This is a genomic window from Hymenobacter sp. CRA2, from assembly GCF_002007105.1.
Classification (GTDB): domain Bacteria; phylum Bacteroidota; class Bacteroidia; order Cytophagales; family Hymenobacteraceae; genus Solirubrum.
In genome coordinates this window covers 20087-38839 of record NZ_MVBC01000002.1, presented here as the reverse complement: position 1 = coordinate 38839, position 18753 = coordinate 20087, and the positions used below count along the sequence as shown (strand labels likewise).

General features: G+C 64.2%; 10 protein-coding genes. 9 read left to right on the top strand and 1 reads right to left on the bottom strand.

Annotated elements, in window-relative coordinates; all coding sequences use genetic code 11:
• Positions 1-349: 349 nt before the first annotated feature.
• On the bottom strand, positions 350-1243 hold the full coding sequence (locus B0919_RS03930; RefSeq protein ID WP_078010920.1) for an AraC family transcriptional regulator: 894 nt from the start codon (positions 1241-1243) through the stop codon (positions 350-352).
• A 666-nt stretch (positions 1244-1909) separates the two neighbouring features.
• Between B0919_RS03930 and B0919_RS03925 the strand changes: the two genes are divergently transcribed.
• The 9 genes from B0919_RS03925 (at position 1910) to B0919_RS03885 (ending at position 18671) form a co-directional block, all read left to right on the top strand.
• Complete coding sequence (locus B0919_RS03925) at positions 1910-3577, top strand: fucose isomerase (protein WP_078010919.1); 1668 nt, start codon at positions 1910-1912, stop codon at positions 3575-3577.
• A gap of 71 nt (positions 3578-3648) precedes the next feature.
• Positions 3649-6648: a SusC/RagA family TonB-linked outer membrane protein gene (locus tag B0919_RS03920; RefSeq protein WP_078011380.1), complete on the top strand. Its 3000-nt coding sequence runs from the start codon at positions 3649-3651 to the stop codon at positions 6646-6648.
• A 15-nt stretch (positions 6649-6663) separates the two neighbouring features.
• Entirely contained in the window at positions 6664-8403 is a 1740-nt protein-coding gene (locus B0919_RS03915) for a RagB/SusD family nutrient uptake outer membrane protein (RefSeq protein WP_078010918.1), read from the top strand.
• 192 nt (positions 8404-8595) lie between these two features.
• On the top strand, positions 8596-10257 hold the full coding sequence (locus B0919_RS03910; RefSeq protein ID WP_078010917.1) for a polysaccharide lyase family 1 protein: 1662 nt from the start codon (positions 8596-8598) through the stop codon (positions 10255-10257).
• A 206-nt stretch (positions 10258-10463) separates the two neighbouring features.
• A complete protein-coding gene (locus B0919_RS03905) occupies positions 10464-13646 on the top strand; it encodes a DUF6298 domain-containing protein (protein ID WP_254846474.1) in 3183 nt (1060 codons plus the stop codon).
• A gap of 160 nt (positions 13647-13806) precedes the next feature.
• Positions 13807-15165 carry a glycoside hydrolase family 140 protein gene (locus tag B0919_RS03900; protein ID WP_254846473.1) on the top strand — a complete coding sequence of 453 codons (1359 nt, stop codon included), beginning with the start codon at positions 13807-13809 and terminating at the stop codon, positions 15163-15165.
• A gap of 155 nt (positions 15166-15320) precedes the next feature.
• Positions 15321-16286 (top strand): glycoside hydrolase family 43 protein, encoded by a 966-nt coding sequence (locus B0919_RS03895; RefSeq protein WP_078010915.1) that lies wholly within the window; start codon positions 15321-15323, stop codon positions 16284-16286.
• A complete protein-coding gene (locus tag B0919_RS03890; protein ID WP_078010914.1) occupies positions 16283-18154 on the top strand; it encodes a six-hairpin glycosidase in 1872 nt (623 codons plus the stop codon). The genes B0919_RS03895 and B0919_RS03890 overlap by 4 nt, the downstream gene beginning before the upstream one ends.
• Positions 18155-18269: 115 nt before the next feature.
• Complete coding sequence (locus B0919_RS03885; RefSeq protein ID WP_078010913.1) at positions 18270-18671, top strand: endonuclease domain-containing protein; 402 nt, start codon at positions 18270-18272, stop codon at positions 18669-18671.
• Positions 18672-18753 lie beyond the last annotated feature (82 nt).

Genomic DNA, 18753 nt, shown 5'->3' with positions numbered 1-18753 from the left:
TCGTGTGCGCCTCACCCCCGGCCCCCTCTCCGAACAGGAGAGGGGGAGCCGAACGATTTCAGGCTAGGACGTAGCACCAGCCGTCATGGCGAGCGAAGCGCGGCAATCTTTCCTGCAGTAGCACCGCCGCTAGATTCCGTGTTACCCAAAAACGGCACCGCCCGAAACCAGCAACTCAGGTTTCGGGCGGTGCCGTTTTCAGTTGGCGCGTGTTTAACCGTCGTGCCGCGAGAGGAAGGATTGGCTTACGCCTTCCTGCGGTTGCTTCGCGTTGCTCGCCATGACAGCCAGTGCTGCCGCTGTTGTTGACGCTTGGCTTCTGTATCTTACGACGGAATGCAGAGGAGGCTTACGCGGCCACCAGCTCCTTGTACCCGCGCAGGTACTTGCGCTTGTATTCCAGCGGCGTCATCTTCGTGATTTTCTTGAAGTGCCGGTAGAAGTTGGATACGTTGTTGAAGCCGCAGTCGAAGCAAATGACTTCGGTGGGCAGCTTATCCTCGATAAGCAGGCGGCAGGCCTGGCTGATGCGGATTTCGATGAGAAAATCGTAGTACGTCTTCTTCGTGATGAGCTTGAAATAGCGGCAGAACGAGGTTACGCTTAGGTTGCTGATCGAGGCTACCTCTTCCAGCGTAATTTCGTTTTTGTAGTTCGAGAGCGTGTAGTTGCACACCTTGTTGATGCGCAGCGCATCCGACTCGTTCGACTGCGTAAAGGCGTGGTGCTTGGAGGCAATGTTCTCGACCTCCTCCGTTTCCGACAGGATTTTGAGGATGGAGAGGAAGATGATGATGCGGTCCAGGTCGGTGGCTTCCACGGCGCGGCGCATCAGCGGGCCCAGCTTCTCGCGCGCCTCACCGTTGATGAGCAGCCCGCTCTTGGCCTTTTCGAACAGCTTGGGCACCAGGTAGGCCTCGGGCAGGCCCAGCAGGTAGCGGCCCAGGCACTCGGGCATAAACTGAATCACGATGGCCTCGACTTCCAGGTCCGGGTCGTACTGAAAGTATTCCTCGCGGCAGCGCCAGGTGTGGGGCAGGTTCTGGCCCAGCAGGATGATTTCGCCCGCCGAGAAGTTGCTGATGTTGTCGCCGATGAGGCGCACGCCTTCGCCCTTAATCACGTAGTGCAGCTCCAGCTCGGGGTGGTAGTGCCAAACGGTGCCGAAGTTCGGCTTCACGTCGTGGCGGATGCTGAAGGAGCTTTGGGAACTGATCGGAATTTTGTGAAAGTGAGCTTTCATGGGAATGCGAGGTAAGCGGGCTTGGAGAGAGAAGCACGGGAGCCGCAGGCGAGTGGGACGCCGGGTGAGGCCACCGGAATTGCAGGGTTCGAAGCGAAGAAGTAGGACTGCGGAAGGGCTCCGGCGGCTCCGGCTCCCTACTCTAGGATATTATCCTGGAGCTGCACGAGCACCTTGGCCAGGCAGGGAAAAGGCCATTGGGTTAGTGCGTACTCACTAAAGTATTAGGCGTGCAAGCCGTTACTCTCCTGTAGACTACTGCTTCCTTAATTTTTTCTTCATGTTCGCAGGTCCGCTAAAGGCCTCTGACAGCCCGCGAAAGGACTAAATGAGCCGAAAAACAGGCTGTCATGGAGGGCGAAGAATCAGCCGCAGAAACACATCGAACCCGGTGAAGCAGGTGAGTAAGCAGGTAGGTGCCGGCAAGGGGAATAATGCCGGCCCGGGCCCTGCGCGGGCATGCTAACATCCTATACTAAGTAGATAATAGCGCGGAGAAGGCCAGGAAGAGCAGCCTACATATTTGCTGTTGAGGCCCGCGCGGCTTCCTGGGCCGCGGCTATGGCCGGGCCCGACGCCGCCCCGGTCGCCCCTAGTCGCCTCTTCGCAGGACTGGGGCGCTGGGGCCGATGACAGCATCTGCAACCCTCAACCACCTAACCCGCCGTGGCAACTTTCCCCCGCACCGAAATCCTTCTTCTCGCCAGCGGCGACCTGCGCCTGGCCGCCAACCAGGACTGCTGGGCCGCCCAGGCCGCTATGGAAGCCCAGCTGACGGCCGCACTGGCCCGGCAGGGCTACTCGGTGCGCCGCGCCCACGCCTACGACCCTGCCAAGCAGCACGGCTTCATCGACTCGCAGAAGATGGGCATGGAGGTGTTTCGCCACCTCGACCCCGAGCAGCCGCTCATCGTGGCCGAGAGCGTGTGGCAGTACTCGCACCACGTGCTGGCCGGCCTCACCACGCACCGCGGCCCCATCCTGACGGTGGCCAACTGGAGCGGGCAGTGGCCGGGGCTGGTGGGCATGCTCAACCTCAACGGCTGCCTTACCAAGGCCGGCGTGAACTACAGCACCCTCTGGAGCGAAGACTTCACCGACGAATTTTTCGAAACCGGCCTGCGCCAGTGGCTGACCACGGGCAAGATCGAGCAGGACCAACGCCACGTGCGCAGCCTGAGCCAGGTGCAGCTGCCCGAAGCCGAAGAGGCGCAGGGCCGTGCTTTCGGCCGCCGCCTGCGTCAGGACAAGGCCATCATGGGCGTGTTCGACGAGGGCTGCATGGGCATGTACAACGCCATCGTGCCCGACGAGCTGCTGCACGCCACGGGCCTCTTCAAGGAGCGCCTGAGCCAGGCCACGCTCTACGCCGCCATGCGCACCGTTTCGGATGAGGAGGCCCGGCAGGTGCTCGACTGGCTGCTGGCCAAGGGCATGCGCTTCAACTGGGGCACCGACGAGGCCACCGAGCTGACCCAGGCCCAGACCCTGGAGCAGTGCAAGATGTACATCGCCGCCGTGCGCCTCGCCGATGAGTTCGGCTGCGCCACCATCGGCATTCAGTACCAGCAGGGCCTGAAGGACCTGGTGCCCGCCTCCGACCTGGTGGAAGGCCTGCTGAATAACCAGGACCGCCCGCCCGTGTACGCCGCTGATGGCCGCGAGCTGTACGCCGGTCAGGCCCTGCCGCACTTCAACGAAGTGGACGAGTGCGCCGGCCTCGACGCGCTGCTGACCTACCAGCTCTGGCAGGAGCTGGGCCTCTCGGGCGAAACCACCCTGCACGATTTGCGCTGGGGCCAAAGCTTCGACACCGGCGCGGGCGAGGAGTTTGTGTGGGTGTTCCTGATTTCGGGCGCCGCCCCGCCGGCCCACTTCGAAGGCGGCTACGCGGGCGCCAGCTCCGAGCGGCAGCCTCCTATGTACTTCCGCCTCGGCGGGGGCAGCCTGAAGGGGGTGAGCCGGCCGGGCGCCATCGTGTGGAGCCGGGTGTACGTGCAGGACAACCAGCTGCACTGCGACCTGGGCGTGGGCGAGGCCGTGCAGCTGCCCGAAGCCGAAACCCAGCGCCGCTGGCAGGAAACGACCCCGCAGTGGCCCATCATGCACGCCACTTTGAAGGGCGTGACGCGCGACCAGATGATGGCCCGCCACAAGGCCAACCACATCCAGGTGGTGTACACCGCCGACGAAGCCCAGGCCCACGCTGCCTGCCGCATCAAAGCCGCTGCGCTAGCCGAAATGGGCCTGCAGGTGCATTTTTGCGGTGCCGTTGAGGGGCTCACGCCCCAGACCGCACTCCGCGACATCGAACTGGCGGAGGTAACGGGCTGAGCAGCCGACTACTGCCGGCCTCCACACTACCACACTGCTCCCTGACTCACCTATTGCATTCCTTGAACCTGATGAAACCAATTGTTCCACTGGCAGCGGCGTCGCTGCTCCTTGTGTCGGTGGCCGCTCAGGCCCAGACGCGTACCGTCACCGGGCAAGTAGTCGGCGCCGACAAGGCCGAAGCCCTGCCCGGCGTAACGGTGGTGGTGAAAGGCACCACCAACGGCGCCACCACCGATTCCGAAGGCCGCTTCACGGTGCAGGTGCCCGACAAGCAGGACGTGACGCTGGTCGTGTCCTACCTCGGCTATGCCCGGCAGGAGCTGCTGGTGCGCCCCGATCAGCCGCGGGTGGAAATCAAGCTCGCCCCGGAAACGGCCGCTCTCAGCGACGTAGTCGTCATTGGCTACGGCACGGTGAAAAAGCGCGACCTGACTGGCGCCGTGACGTCGGTGAAAGGGGAGGAGGTAACCAAGCTGCCGGTGACGACGGTGACCGAGGCGCTGCAGGGCAAGATTCCGGGCGCCGACATTACCCGCGCCAACGGCTACGCCGGCCAGGGCGCCAGCATCCGCATCCGCGGCAACCGCTCCATTGCCAACCCCGGCTCCTCCAACAACGTGCTCTACATCGTGGACGGGGTGCAGAACGTCAACGCGGCCGACATCGACCCGAACGACGTGCAGAGCATCGAGGTGCTCAAGGACGCCTCCTCGACGGCCATTTACGGCTCGCGCGGGGCCAACGGCGTGGTCATCATCACCACCAAGCGCGGCAGCGCGGGCAAGCCCCGGATTACGCTCAATGCCTATACCGGCATTACCAAGGTGGCCGGCTACGGCGAGTTTATGAACGGACCCGAGTGGGTGGCGTTCCGCCGCGAAGCCTTCCGCGCGGCCGGCACCTGGAACTCGCCCGCCGACGACGCGGTGGCCTTCAGCCCGCAGCAGCGCGAGGCCATTGCCAACGAGCAGTACATCAACTGGCCCGACCAGCTGCTGCACAACGGCATGCAGCAGAACTACCAGGTGGGCCTGTCGGGCGGCTCGGAGAATACCAAGGCCTACTTCTCGGTGGGCTACTACGACGAGAAGGGCCTGATGAAGCTGGACCGCTTCAAGCGCTACACTGCCCGCGCCAACGTGGACCAGACGGTGAACCGCTGGCTGAAAATGGGCCTGCAGGCCCAGCTGGCCTACATCAACAACGACATCCGCCGCGACCCGTTCAACCTCGCTTCGCAGGCCGTGCCGCTGGGCCGCGCCTACGACGACAACGGGCAACTGATCTACAACCTGCTGGGTAGCACGCAGATCAACCCGCTGGCCGACGAGCAGCCCGGCGCCTACGAGCGCAACACCAAGACCAACCGCATTTCGGCCTCGGCCTACGTGGACCTGACGCCGCTGGAAGGCCTCACGTTCCGCTCGCAGTTCGGGGTGAACTTCGCCACTTCGGAGGCCGGCAGCTTCTACGGGCGCAACACCATCGACGGGCGCGGGGCCAACTCGCAGGCGTCCATCACCAACAACCAGAGCCGCAACCTGAGCTGGGAAAACATCCTGACCTATAAAAAGGAAATCGGAGACCATTCGCTCACGCTCACCGGCATAGCCAGCGACCTGATTTTTACCAATACCTCGAGCTTCGCTGGCGGCAACAACCAGGTGCTGCCCTCGCAGTCGTTCTACAACATCGGGGCGGCCAACCAGAACCCCTTCTACGGCTCGGGCTTCTCGCGCAACAGCCTGATATCCGCGGCCGGGCGCGTAAACTACAGCTGGAAGGGCCGCTACCTGTTCCAGGCCACCGCCCGCTACGATGCCTCTTCCAAGCTGGCGCCGGGCCACAAGGGCGACTATTTTCCCTCGGCCTCGGTGGGCTGGCGCCTCGTGGACGAGTCGTTTATGCAGCGCTTCAAGTTCCTGACCGAGCTGAAGCTGCGCGCCTCCTACGGCGTGTCGGGCAATGACGGCATCAACCCCTACGGCACCCAAAACTCGCTGACCAACACGCAGTTTTCCTGGACCGACGCCAATGCAGCGCCGACTTACACCATCAATGGCACCATCGGCAACCAGGACCTGGGCTGGGAAAAAACCTACACCACCGACCTGGGCGTGGACTTTGGGGTGCTCGACAACCGCATCACCGGCACCGTGGACTACTACGACGCGCTGACCAAGGACCTGATTTTCCCCTACAACCTGCCCGCCTTTACCGGCGTGACGACGGTCAACCGCAACATCGGCAAGACCCGCAACCGCGGCCTGGAGGTGTCGGTGACCTCGCAGAACCTGCGCGGCAACAACCTGACGTGGTCAACCACCGTGACCTTCGCCCGCAACAAGGAGATGATTGTGGAGCTGCCCAACGGCAACGTCATCGCCGACGACTACCGCAACTCCCTCATCGTGGGCCAGCCGGCACAGGTGTACTACGACTACAAGAAAATCGGTATCTGGCAGCTGGGCGAGGAAGCGGAAGCCGCCTCCTACGGCACCGCGCCGGGCCAGTTCATCCCCGGCGACATCAAAGTGGCTGACATTTCGGGGCCCGACGGCGTGCCCGACGGCAAAATCACCGCCGCCGACCGCATGGTCATCGGCTCGCGGGTGCCTAAGTGGACGGCCGGCCTAAGCAACGACCTGCGCTACAAGGGCTTCGATTTGAACGTGCTGGTGGTAGCCCGCGTGGGCCAGTGGATCAGCTCCGACTACTACGCCAAGTACACCCGCAGCGGCAGCAACAACGGCGCCATCGTGGACTACTGGACGCCCGAAAACCCCACCAACGAGTACCCGCGCCCCAACGCCACCCGCTCCCTGAGCTACGTGACCACCCTCACCGAGCGCGAGGCCTCCTTCGCCAAGCTGCGCAACGTGACCCTGGGCTACACCCTGCCGAAGAGCGTGGTGGGCAAGGCCAAAATCGATAACGTGCGCGTGTACGTATCGGGCCGCAACCTCTACACGCTCAGCAACATCAAGGACTTCGACCCCGAGGGCGAGGGCGTGATTGACCGGCCGCTGAACCGCGCCTACGTGGTAGGCCTGAACGTGGGCTTCTAACCTGACCAGACCATCATGCATAAGATCATCCGACCCCTGACCTTCGCGCTGCTGGTGCTGGCCGCTTCTGCCTGCCAGGATCAACTCGACGAATTCAACCCCAGCGGCGCCACCGCCGAAGCCGTGTTTACCACTCCCGAGGGCTTCGAAACCGCCGTCAACGGCGCCTACACCTACAACCGCGTTATCTACGGCAAGGAATCGGGCCTGGCGCTGCTTGAAATGGGCACCGACATCTGGACCAACGCCCAGAACAACGGTGACTCGCAGTCGAGCAACACCCGCCCGCAGCCGCCGCTGATGAACTACCAGGGCCTGAACACCGACAACGTGTGGGTGAAAAACAACCTCTGGACGCCCTGCTACCAGGGCATCAACCTCGTCAACCAGGCGCTGAAGTACATCAACACCGCCGGGCTGAGCGCGCCGCGCCGCCCCTCGGCCGAAGCCGAGCTGCGCTTCATGCGCGCCTGGTACTACTACCACCTGGTGGAGAGCTTCGGCGCGGTGCCGCTGCGCCTGGAGCCCACCGAGGGCGTGGTCAACACCGCTACCCGTGCCTCGGTGCAGGAGGTGTACGCCCAGATTTTTGCCGACCTGGACTTCGCCGTAGCCAACCTGCCGGTGACGCTGGGCCAGTTTGCGGCCCCCGTGACGGCCAACGACTACGGCCGCATCACCCGTCCCGCCGCTGAGGCGTTTGCGGCCAAGGCCTACCTCTCGAACGGGCAGTACCAGAAGGCGGCCAACTACGCCCGCAAGGTGACTACCGGCTACACGGGCCAGGGCATCCGGCTGGTGACGAGCTACGCCAGCCTCTGGGACATCAACAACCAGAAGAACTCGGAGGTGCTCTGGGCGGTGAACTACTCCACCAACCTGACCTTCAACGCGGGCAGCAACACGGCGCACCAGTGGTTTCTGATGAAGTACGACGACCAGCCGGGCATGGCGCGCGACGTGGCCAACGGCCTGCCGGGCGTGCGCTACATGCCCACGCGCTTCCTGCTCGACCTCTACAACGAGCAGAACGACGCGCGCTACCTCGGCTCGTTTAAGCAGGCCTGGATTGCCAACAACGCCAGCACCATTCCGCGCTGGTCGCAGGCCGAGGTCAACCAGAACCCGGCCCTGGCCCCGCTGCTGAACCAGCCCAAGTTCACCGTCGGCGACACGGCCGTGTTTACCAGCAAGCGCAGCATCGACGACTTCCAGCAGCGCTACACCCGCCGCTACCGCTACAAGACGTACGACATCGACGACCTGTACAACGCCGACGGCTCCTTGAAAGGGGAGCGGCGCTACTACCCCTCGCTGCGCAAGTTTGACGACCCGACGCGGGCCACGCCCACCGTTACGGAAAGCTCGCGCGACGCCAACATGCTCCGCCTGGGTGACATCATTCTCATCGGAGCCGAAGCACAGGTACGCCTGGGCAAAACCGATTCGGCGGCCTACTACGTGAACCTGGTGCGCACCCGCGCCGCCCTGCCCGGCCGCACCGCCGCCATGCAGGTGACGCCCGCACAGATGACGCTGGACTTCGTGCTCGACGAGCGGGCCCGCGAGCTGGCCGGCGAGCAGGTACGCTGGCTCGACCTGAAGCGCACCGGCAAGCTGGTAGAGCGCGTGCGCGCCCACAACCCCGACGCCCGCACCAGCATCCAGGATTTCCACGCGCTGCGCCCCATTCCGCAGAGCGACATCGATGCCGTCGGCGGCCGCGGCGACTTCCCGCAGAACCCGGGGTATTAATGCCAGGATAAGTGAAAAATAGAACGTCATGTCGAGCTTGTCGACACATCTCGCGTGCTGACACCAGATAGTAAACTCAACGGGATACTATCGGGCCAGATGTCTCGGCTGCGCTCGACATGACGCCCTGATTAAGCTTGCCCAAACCAGCTGCCTCGCCCGCTTCTTCCGCATCCACGCCCTCACCAATCCATGAAAAACCGCCTGCTTTTCCTCGCCCTCACGGCCGCTGCGGCCGGCACTGCCCGCCCCGCCTGGGCCCAGTACCCCACCATTCCGCCCGAGGTGCAAGCCAAGGCCGATGCCGCCCAGGCCGAAGCCGAAAAGCGCTCCGACGAAGCCTGGGCCAAGGCCCTGCCCGTCATCGAGCGGGAAGCCAAGGCTGGCAAGCCCTACGTGCCCTGGGCGGCCAAGCCTTCGGACCTTCCCCAGGCCAAAATTCCCGCGTTTCCAGGCGCAGAGGGCGGCGCGGCCTACACCCCTGGCGGGCGCGGCGGCAAGGTGTACGTGGTGACCAGCCTGGAAGACAGCGGCCCCGGCACGCTGCGCGAGGCTTGTGAGCAGGGCGGGGCGCGTATCGTGGTGTTCAACGTGGCCGGCATCATTCGCCTGAAGTCGCCCATCATCATCCGGGCGCCTTACATCACCATTGCCGGCCAGACCGCGCCCGGCGACGGGGTGTGCGTGGCCGGCGAATCGGTGTGGCTGAACACGCACGACGTGGTGGTGCGCTACCTGCGCTTCCGCCGCGGCGCCACCGAAGTAGGCCGCCGCGACGACGCGCTGGGCGGCAACCCGGTGGGCAACATCATGATTGACCACGTGTCGGCTTCGTGGGGGCTGGACGAGAACATGTCGATGTACCGCCACGTGTACCACAACCCCGAAACGGGCAAGGCTGACAAGCTGCCGACGGTGAACGTGACCATTCAGAACAGCATCTTCTCGGAGGCGCTGGACTACTACAACCACGCTTTCGGCAGCACCATCGGCGGGCTGAACAGCACCTTCATGCGCAACCTGTGGGCCAACAACATTGCCCGCAACCCCTCGGTGGGCATGTACGGCGACTTTGGCTTCGCCAACAACGTAGTATTCAACTGGTGGAACCGCTCGGCTGACGGCGGCGACAACCGCTCGGAGTACAACTTCGTGAACAACTACTACAAGCCCGGGCCGATTACCCCGCTGGATAAACCCATCAGCTACCGCATCCTCAAGCCCGAGGCCAGCCGCGACAAAGCCCTGGGGCTGGTGTTTGGCAAGGCCTACGTGGCGGGCAACGTCATCGAGGGCAACGAGAAGGTAACCAAAGACAACTGGGCCGGCGGCGTGCAGCTGGAGGACGTGCCCGAGCCGGACAAAATCCTGGCCGGTATCCGCACCGACAAGCCCTTCGCCATGCCGAACGTAACCTTGCTGCCGGCTAAAGACGCTTACAGCTACGTGCTGGCCAACGTGGGCGCCACTCTGCCCAAGCGCGACGCCGTCGACGCCCGCATCGTGGAGGAAGTGCGCACCGGCAAAATCGTGTACGCCAAGGACGCCAAGCCCTCGGCCAAGAGCCCCTACATCAAGCGCCGCCTGCCCGAGGACTCCTACAAGCAGGGCATCATTACCGATCCGCAGCAGGTGGGCGGCTACCCCGAGTACAAGGGCAAGCCCTACACCGACTCGGACAAGGATGGTATGCCCGACGACTGGGAGAAAAAGCACGGACTCAACCCCAAGGACGCCTCCGACGCCGTCAAGGACCGCGACAACGACGGCTACACCAACATCGAGGAATTCCTCAACAGCGTGGTCGACACCCAGAAAGTGAAGCCCGCCGCGCCCGGTACGCGCAAGTCCTAAGGCTAGAATTAGCTCCCCTCCTCAGCTGAGGAGGGGTTGGGGGGGGGAAGGCCAGAAGTAGAAAGCTAGAGTTAGAATTCGTCCCAACGTCAGGCCAACCACCCCTAGCCCCTCCTCAGCGGAGGAGGGGAACTAACCTTAGCCCCGGCTTTAGTTAGCCGATTACCTCGCTTCGGCGAGCCCACCGTTTTTCAAGCGTACCCGTTTTGACCCCGCAGCCCACCATCCTGGTTTTTCGCTTTCACCCGCGCCTGCTCGGCCTGGCCTTGGGCCTGGCCCTGAGCACCGCGCCCTGGCTGGCGGCCGTCTACGCCCAGAAGCCGAAGGTGGAGCGGCCCCTGCCGCCGCTGTCGGAAGGCAAGGACCACAAGCTGGTGTACGTAGCCGACGCGCAGGGCAACCGCGTGCCGGACTTTTCTTACTGCGGCTACGCGGCCAGCGAAAAAGCCATTCCTATGGCCCCCGTGCGCGTAGTGGTGCCCGTGAAAACCGGCGACGCCACCGCCCGCATTCAGGCCGCGCTGGACTATGTGGCCGCCCTGCCCGCCGACAAAGCCACCGGCCTGCGCGGGGCCGTGCTGCTCGAAAAAGGCACCTACGACGTAGCCGGCGGCCTCGTGCTGAAGGCCTCGGGCGTGGTGCTGCGCGGTAGTGGCATGGGCGAGGAAGGCACCGTGCTGCTCGGCAGCGGCCTGGACCGGCAGACACTTATCCGCGTGGCCGGCCGCGACGACCGGCAACTCGATAAAGCCGTGGCCGTGGCGGATAGCTACGTGCCCGTCAATGCCACCCAACTCAAGCTGGCCGCGCACACGCTGAAAGCCGGGGACAAGGTGCTGGTGCACCGGCCTTCGACCAAGGAGTGGATTCAGGCCCTGGGTACCGAAACCTTCGGCGGCGGCATCTCGGCCCTGGGCTGGAAACCCGGGCAGCGCGACCTGTACTGGGACCGGCAAGTGGTGGCCGTGCAGGGCGACGTAGTCACGCTGGACGCCCCGCTGACCACGGCCCTCGACGCGCAGTACGGCGGGGCCACCGTGCAGCCCTACCGCTGGGCGGGCCGCATCAGCCAGGTGGGCGTGGAAAACCTGCGCTGCCGCTCCACCTTCGACGAAAAGAACCCCAAAGACGAGGCGCACCGCTGGATGGGCGTGACCCTGGAAAACGTGGCCGACGCTTGGGTGCGGCAGGTGGCGTTTGAGCACTTCGCCGGTTCGGCGGTGGCCGCTTTCGAATCGGCCAGGCGCGTGACGGTGGAAGACTGCCTGAGCCTCGCGCCGGTGTCGGAAGTGGGCGGGCAGCGCCGCAACGCCTTTTTCACCGCCGGGCAGCAGACCTTGTTTCAGCGTCTCTGCTCCGAGCAGGGCTTCCACGACTTTGCGGTGGGCTACTGCGCCGCCGGCCCGAATGCCTTCGTGCAGTGCCAAACGCGGGAGTCGCTGGGCTTCAGCGGTGCCACCGACAGCTGGGCTTCGGGTTTGCTGTTCGACATCGTCAACATCGACGGCAACGCCCTGAGCTACGCCAACCGCGGGCAGGACGGGCAGGGCGCGGGCTGGTCGGCGGCCAACAGCGTGTTCTACCAGTGCACCGCCGCCCGCATCGATTTGCCCAAGCCGCCCACGGCCCAGAACTGGGCATTTGGCAGCTGGGCGCAGTTTCAGGGCGACGGGTACTGGGGCGAGTCCAACAACGCCATCAACCCGCGCAGCCTCTACTACGCCCAGCTGGCCGAGCGCCTCGGCGGGAAAATGGCCGTGCAGCCCCAGCTGCTGACGGTGCAGACCGAAGCCTCCAGCAGCCCCTCGGTGGCCGTGGCCCAGCAGCTCACCGCTGAAGCTCGGCAGCCCGCCCCGCAGCTCATCGACTGGATCAAGCAAGCCGGGCAGCGCCAGGCTATTTCGACCTCGACGGCCGGCGCCAAGAACTTCGATCAGCTCAAGCTCAAGCAGCCGGCCGCCGCCACCGCCGCGGCGCCTTTGCGCGTGCAAAACGGCGTGCTGGTGCGCGGCACCACGGTGCTCACCGGCAGCCGCGGGCAAGTGCCGTGGTGGAACGGCTCCTCGCGGCCCTACGGCCTGGCCCAGGCCAAACCCGCCATTACCCGCTACGTGCCCGGCCGCAGCGGCCGTGGCCTCACCGACGACCTGCAGGCCCTGACCGACTCCATGCAGGCCCGGCACCAGGTGGGCATGGAGCAGAACTACGCCCTCTGGTACGAGCGGCGCCGCGACGACCACGAGCGAATCCGCCGCATGGACGGTGACGTGTGGCCGCCCTTCTACGAGCTGCCCTTTGCCCGCAGCGGGCAGGGCACGGCCTACGACGGGCTGAGCAAGTACGATCTGACCCGCTACAACCCCTGGTACTGGGGCCGCCTGCGCGAGTTTGCCGAGCTGGCGGATCAGAAAGGCTTGGTGCTGGTGCACCAGAACTACTTTCAGCACAACATCATTGAGGCCGGGGCCCACTACGCCGACTTTCCCTGGCGCCCGGCCAACAATGTGAACGACACCGGCCTGCCCGAGCCGCCCAACTACGCCGGCGACAAGCGCATCTTCATGGCCGAGCAATTCTACGACGTGACGAACCCGTCCCGCCGGGCGCTGCACCGGGCCTACATCCGGCAGTGTCTCAACAACTTCACCGGCAACAGCGGCGTGGTTCAGCTGCTGAGCGAGGAATACACCGGGCCGCTGAGCTTCGCCCAGTTCTGGCTCGATACTATTAAGGAGTGGGAGCAGGAAACCGGCAAGCAGGTGCTGGTGGGCCTGAGCACGACCAAGGACGTGCAGGACGCCATCCTGGCCGACCCCGCCCGCGCCGCCGTGGTCGACATCATCGACATCCGCTACTGGCACTACCAGGCCGACGGCTTGGCCTACGCCCCGCCGGGCGGCCTGAACCTGGCTCCGCGCCAGCACGCCCGCCTCCTGAAGCCCAAGGCCACGTCCTTCGAGCAAGTGTACCGGGCCGTGCGCGAATACCGCCAGCAGTTTCCTGACAAGGCCGTCATGTACTCCGGCGACGGCGCCGACAAGTACGGCTGGGCCGTGCTGCTGGCCGGCGGCTCCCTGCCCGACGTGCCGGCCGTGCCCAGCCAGGAGTTCCTGGCGGCCGTGGCCCGGATGAAACCCGCCGAGCAGCAGGCTGCCGTGGCCAAGCAGTGGCAGCTCGTCAGCCCCGGACAGGGCTACATCCGCTACTGCGAGCCGACGGCCGCCACCCAGCTCGACCTCAGCAAGGAGTCCGGCGCCTTCCGCGTGCAGTGGCTCGACGCCCGCAACGGGCAGCTGCTCGGCAAAGCTCAGAAAGTGAAGGGCGGGCAGGTGCTCGACCTCAAAAACCCGCAAGCCGCCCCCGCCATTCTGTGGGTGGACAAAGGGTAGCGGCGCTTAGAAGTGAGAGCGGAGAACTTAGAAGAACAGAAACCAGATTCGAATGACCCAAGAGAACAAACCCGGCGAGGAGCAGACGGGGCGCAAGCCGGCTGAACGCCGGACAGCCGGTAAGATGAACCGTTGGCTTTGTAAGCTCTCCGTTCTAACTGTGTCAGCTCTGACCGTGGCCGCCGCGCCCTCGGAGCCCGTGAGCAAGCTGAAAGTATCCGCCAACGGCCGCTACCTGCAGACCGAAGCCGGCAAACCCTTCTTCTGGCTGGGCGACACCGGCTGGCTTTTGTTCAACAAGCTCAAGCGCGAAGAAGCCGAAACTTACCTCGAAGACCGCCGCAAAAAGGGCTTCAACGTCATCCAGGTGATGGTGCTGCACCAGGTGCCGGCCGTGAACGTGTACGGCGACTCGGCTCTGGTGCGTGGCAATGTGGCCACGCCGCTCGTCAGCAAAGGCAACTCGCCGACTGACCCGGCGCAGTACGACTTCTGGGACCACGTCGACTACATCGTGGATCTGGCGGCTAAAAAAGGCCTGTACATGGGCCTGGTGCCGGTGTGGGGTACCAACGTGAAGGGCGGCAAGGTGAATCAGGCGCAGGCCAAAGCCTACGCTACCTTCCTGGCGGAGCGCTACAAGAACCGGCCGAACATCATCTGGCTCAACGGCGGCGATATTGCTGGCTCCGACTCGCTGAAGGTGTGGAACGTCATCGGCAGCACGCTCAAGGCGGTCGATCCAAACCACTTGGTGACCTACCACCCGCGGGGCCGCACGCAGTCGTCGGACTGGTTTCACAACGCCAAGTGGCTGGATTTCAATATGTATCAGTCGGGGCACCGGCGCTACGAGCAGGATACTTCGCGCAAGGAGCAGAAGCACTACGGCGAAGACAACTGGCGCTACCAAGTTGTCGACAACCAACTGAAGCCGGCCAAGCCCAGCATCGATGGGGAGCCGTCGTACGAGGGCATTCCGCAGGGCCTGCACGACATCACCCAGCCCCGCTGGACCGACGCCGACGTGCGCCGCTACGGCTACTGGTCGGTATTCGCGGGCGCTTTCGGCTACACCTACGGGCAGAACTCGGTGATGCAGATGCACAGCTCGTTCGATAAGGGCAGCGCCTACGGCTCCTCGGAACTGTGGTCGTCGGCCATCAACGCGCCGGGCGCCGCGCAGATGCAGTACCTGAAGCAGCTGATGTTGTCGCGGCCCTTCTTCGAGCGGGTGCCGGATCAGTCGCTGATTGCGGGCGAAGTAGGGGAGAAGTACGAGCGGCTCATGGCCACGCGGGGCAAGAACTACGCCTTCGTGTACACTTATACCGGCCGCAACATCAAGGTGAACCTGGGCAAAATCAGCGGCAGCAAGGTCAAGGCTTCGTGGTTTAGCCCGCGGGATGGAAAGACGACGGCCATCGGCACCTTCCCGAATAAGGGTACGCAGGAGTTCAATGCGCCCGGTGAGCAGAAAAATGGCAACGACTGGGTGCTGGTGCTGGACGCGGTATAGGTCCAGCAACTGGAAAGAAGAACGTCATGTCGAGCTTGTCGAGACATCTCGCGTGCTAACTCCTGATAGAAAACTCAACGAAAAGAATAGTACCTGAAGTCAGCACGCGAGATGTCTCGACAAGCTCGACATGACGACCTGATTGCTGCAATCAAATGTTCAAAACCAAAGCCGTCCGCTTCCTTGCCCCACTGCTCGGCGCCGCGCTGCTCACGGCCTGCTCGCGCGACGTGTACATGTTCACGTCCTTCCACGAGCCGGCCAACGAAGGCCTGCGCCTGCTCTACAGCTACGATGGCTACCAGTGGCAGGACCTGAACCGCATCTTTCTCGCGCCGCAGGTTGGGCCGAGCAAGATCATGCGCGACCCGAGCATCGCGCGCGGACCCGATGGCACCTACCACCTCGTCTGGACCTGCGGCTGGAAGGGCGACAAGGGCTTCGGCTACGCCTCGTCGAAAGACCTGGTGCACTGGTCGGAGCAGCGCTTCGTTGACGTGATGGGCCACGAACCGACGACGGTGAACGTGTGGGCGCCCGAAATCTTCTACGACGCGCCCACGCAGCAGTACCTCATCGTGTGGGCCTCGACCATTCCGCTGCGCTTCTCGCGGGGCATCGAGGATGAGGACAACAACCACCGGCTCTACTACACCACGACCAAGAACTTCCAGACCTTCACCCCCGCGAAGCTTTTCCTGGACCCGGGCTGGAGCGCCATTGATGCCGTGGTAGTGCCGCGCGGGCCGCAGGATTACGTGCTGGTGGTAAAGGACAATACCCGGCCCATGCGCAACATCAAGGTGGCCTTCGGGCCCTCGGCACTAGGGCCGTTTCCCAGCGTGTCGGAGCCCTTCACCGGCAACTTTACCGAGGGGCCAAGCGTGCTGGCACTGCCGAATAAGCAGTGGCTGATCTACTACGACGCCTACCGCGAAAAGCGCTACGGCGTGATGAAAACGGCCGATTTCAAGACGTTCACCGACGTTTCGAATCAGGCCAGCGTGCCGCAGGGGCACAAGCACGGCACCGTGTTTATGGCGCCGCGCAAGACGTTGAAGAACCTGTTGCGGAGCGCCCCGGCGGCCCCGGCAACCACCACCACGAGCGGAAATCAATGAGCAAGCAGATCGGAATTTGGGCAGCGCTAGCGGCGACGCTCGGCGGCGTCTCGGCCCAGGCCCAGACCGCGCCGGAAACCATCCGCTACACCGGCACCACGCTCAGCAACGTGGACTATCACCATGGCCAGCTGCGGCCGGCTATCGGCACGCACGCCCGGCAGGTGCTGCGCGCCAACCGGGAGCAGCCCAGCGCCGCGAACGGGGAGGGGTGGACCTACAACCACGCGCCCATGCTGGCTTATTGGAACGGGCAGTTCTACTACCAGTACCTGAGCAACCCCGTGGGCGAGCATATTCCGCCCGGGCGCACCCTGCTGCTGACCAGCAAGGACGGCTACACCTGGACCGACCCGGTGGTTATCTTCCCGCCCTACAAGGTGCCCGACGGCTTCACCAAGCCCGACCAGCCCGGCAAGGTGGCCAAGAACCTGGAGGCCGTGATGCACCAGCGCATCGGCTTCTACACCTCCAAGAAAAACCGCCTGCTCACCCTGGGCTACTACGGCATTGCCCTCGATGCCAAGGACGACCCCAACGACGGGCAGGGCATCGGGCGGGTGGTGCGCGAGGTGCTGCCCAATGGCAAATTCGGCCCCATCTACTTCCTGCGCTATAACAAAACCTGGGACCAGGCTAAGTCGGCGTATCCCTTCTACACCAAGAGCAAGGATAAGGGCTTCGTGGCCGCCTGCGAGGAAATTCTGGCCTCGCCGCTGATGATGCAGCAGATGGTGGAGGAGCAGGACCGCGACGACCAGCTCATTCCGCTGCGCAAGGAGTACAAGGCCTTCAGCTACTACCACCTGCCCGATGGCAACCGCGTGGTGGGCCTCTGGAAGCACGCCCTCACCAGCATCAGCCCCGACGGCGGCAAAACCTGGCCCAACCCGGTTATCCGCGCCCCGCACTTCGTCAACAGCAACGCCAAAATCTGGGGCCAGCGCACTTCCGACGGCCGTTACGCCACGGTGTACAACCCCTCGGAGTTCCGCTGGCCGCTGGCCGTGTCGACCTCCGCAAACGGCCTCGACTACACCGACCTCTGGCTGGTGCACGGCGAAATCACGCCCATGCGCTACGGCGGCAACTACAAAAGCTACGGCCCGCAGTACGTGCGCGGCATCCAGGAAGGCGACGGCACGCCGCCCGATAAGAAGCTGTGGGTAAGCTACAGCGTGAACAAGGAGGACCTCTGGATTGCCTCGGTGCCCGTGCCCGTGCGAGCCACCGCTACCAGTCACGCCAACGACGTTTTCGCCCAGCTGCCCGCCGGCCAGGAGCTGGACCAGTGGAACACCTACAGCCTGGTGCAGGCCCCGGTGGAAATCGGCCCGCTGCCGGATGGCTCGAAGGGCCTCGTCTTCAAGGACTCGGACCGCTTCGACTACGGCAAGGCTGAGCGCATCATTCCCGAAAGCAAGCAGCTGACGGCCGAGCTGTCGGTGGTGCCCGCCCAGAACGACCACGGCCTGCTGCAAATCGAGTTTCAGGACGCCAAGGGCCAGCCGGCCGTGCAGCTGAGCTTCGACTCCACCGGCACGCTCAGCTACAAGGCCGGGGCGCGCTTCAAGGGGGTGACCAAGTACCAGGCCGGCCAGCAGCTGGACCTGAAAGTAACCCTGGACGCGCCCAACCGCACCTGCACGGTATCGGTGAACGGCGGCAAGACCAGCACCTTCATCTTCTTCGCTCCGGTGGCCTCGTTCGAGCGGGTGATGCTGCGCACCGGCCCTGCTCGCCACTTCCCCACGCCCGACACGCCCGCCGACCAAGCGTATGATTTGCCCAAAGCCGGCGAGTCGGAGAAGCTGGCGGTGTTCTACCTTAAGTCGTTGAAGACCAGCTCGGGGCCGGTGACGCCCTGACGTTGCGCCTCGTGTGCGCCTCACCCCCCGGCCCCCTCTCCGAAAAGGAGAGGGGGAGCCACGGTGGCGCGGGCGGATTTGGGTAGATTGTTGGTTTCCAATTCCATTTGATTCTATGGAAATCAATGAGCCTTACCTGCCGCAGGACAAAATCTTTACCGCTGACCGGAAGCTGTACGCCAAGCTCGACCTGAAAGGCCGCTCACGCGGGATGCGCCACGAACCCACGCCGGCCGAAGAGCTGCTTTGGCAACGGCTGCGCGGAAACCAGCTAGGGGTTAAGTTCCGGCGTCAGCACAGCATCGATAGGTTCATTGCCGACTTCGTCTGCCTCCCGCACAAGCTGATAGTGGAGCTAGACGGCGCCGGCCACCTGGAGCCCGACCAGGCCGCCTACGACAAAGGGCGCTCCGAAATCCTGGCCGAGCTAGGCTACCGCGTCCTGCGCTTCTCCAACAACCAAGCCCTAAACGAAACCGAGAAAGTCCTCCAGGCCATCAAGGCCAACCTACCATAAGCCTCAGCACCTACACCACCCCAAGCAAAGAAGTCGTCAGGCTCCCCCTCTCCTTTTCGGAGAGGGGGCCGGGGGGTGAGGC

Excerpts from the sequence above, each read along its gene's own strand:
- B0919_RS03885 (WP_078010913.1), top strand. The coding sequence starts at position 18,270 with ATGGAAATCAATGAGCCTTACCTGCCGCAGGACAAAATCTTTACCGCT.
- B0919_RS03910 (WP_078010917.1), top strand. The coding sequence starts at position 8,596 with ATGAAAAACCGCCTGCTTTTCCTCGCCCTCACGGCCGCTGCGGCCGGC.
- B0919_RS03920 (WP_078011380.1), top strand. The coding sequence starts at position 3,649 with ATGAAACCAATTGTTCCACTGGCAGCGGCGTCGCTGCTCCTTGTGTCG.
- B0919_RS03890 (WP_078010914.1), top strand. The coding sequence starts at position 16,283 with ATGAGCAAGCAGATCGGAATTTGGGCAGCGCTAGCGGCGACGCTCGGC.
- B0919_RS03895 (WP_078010915.1), top strand. The coding sequence starts at position 15,321 with ATGTTCAAAACCAAAGCCGTCCGCTTCCTTGCCCCACTGCTCGGCGCC.
- B0919_RS03930 (WP_078010920.1), bottom strand. The coding sequence starts at position 1,243 with ATGAAAGCTCACTTTCACAAAATTCCGATCAGTTCCCAAAGCTCCTTC.
- B0919_RS03915 (WP_078010918.1), top strand. The coding sequence starts at position 6,664 with ATGCATAAGATCATCCGACCCCTGACCTTCGCGCTGCTGGTGCTGGCC.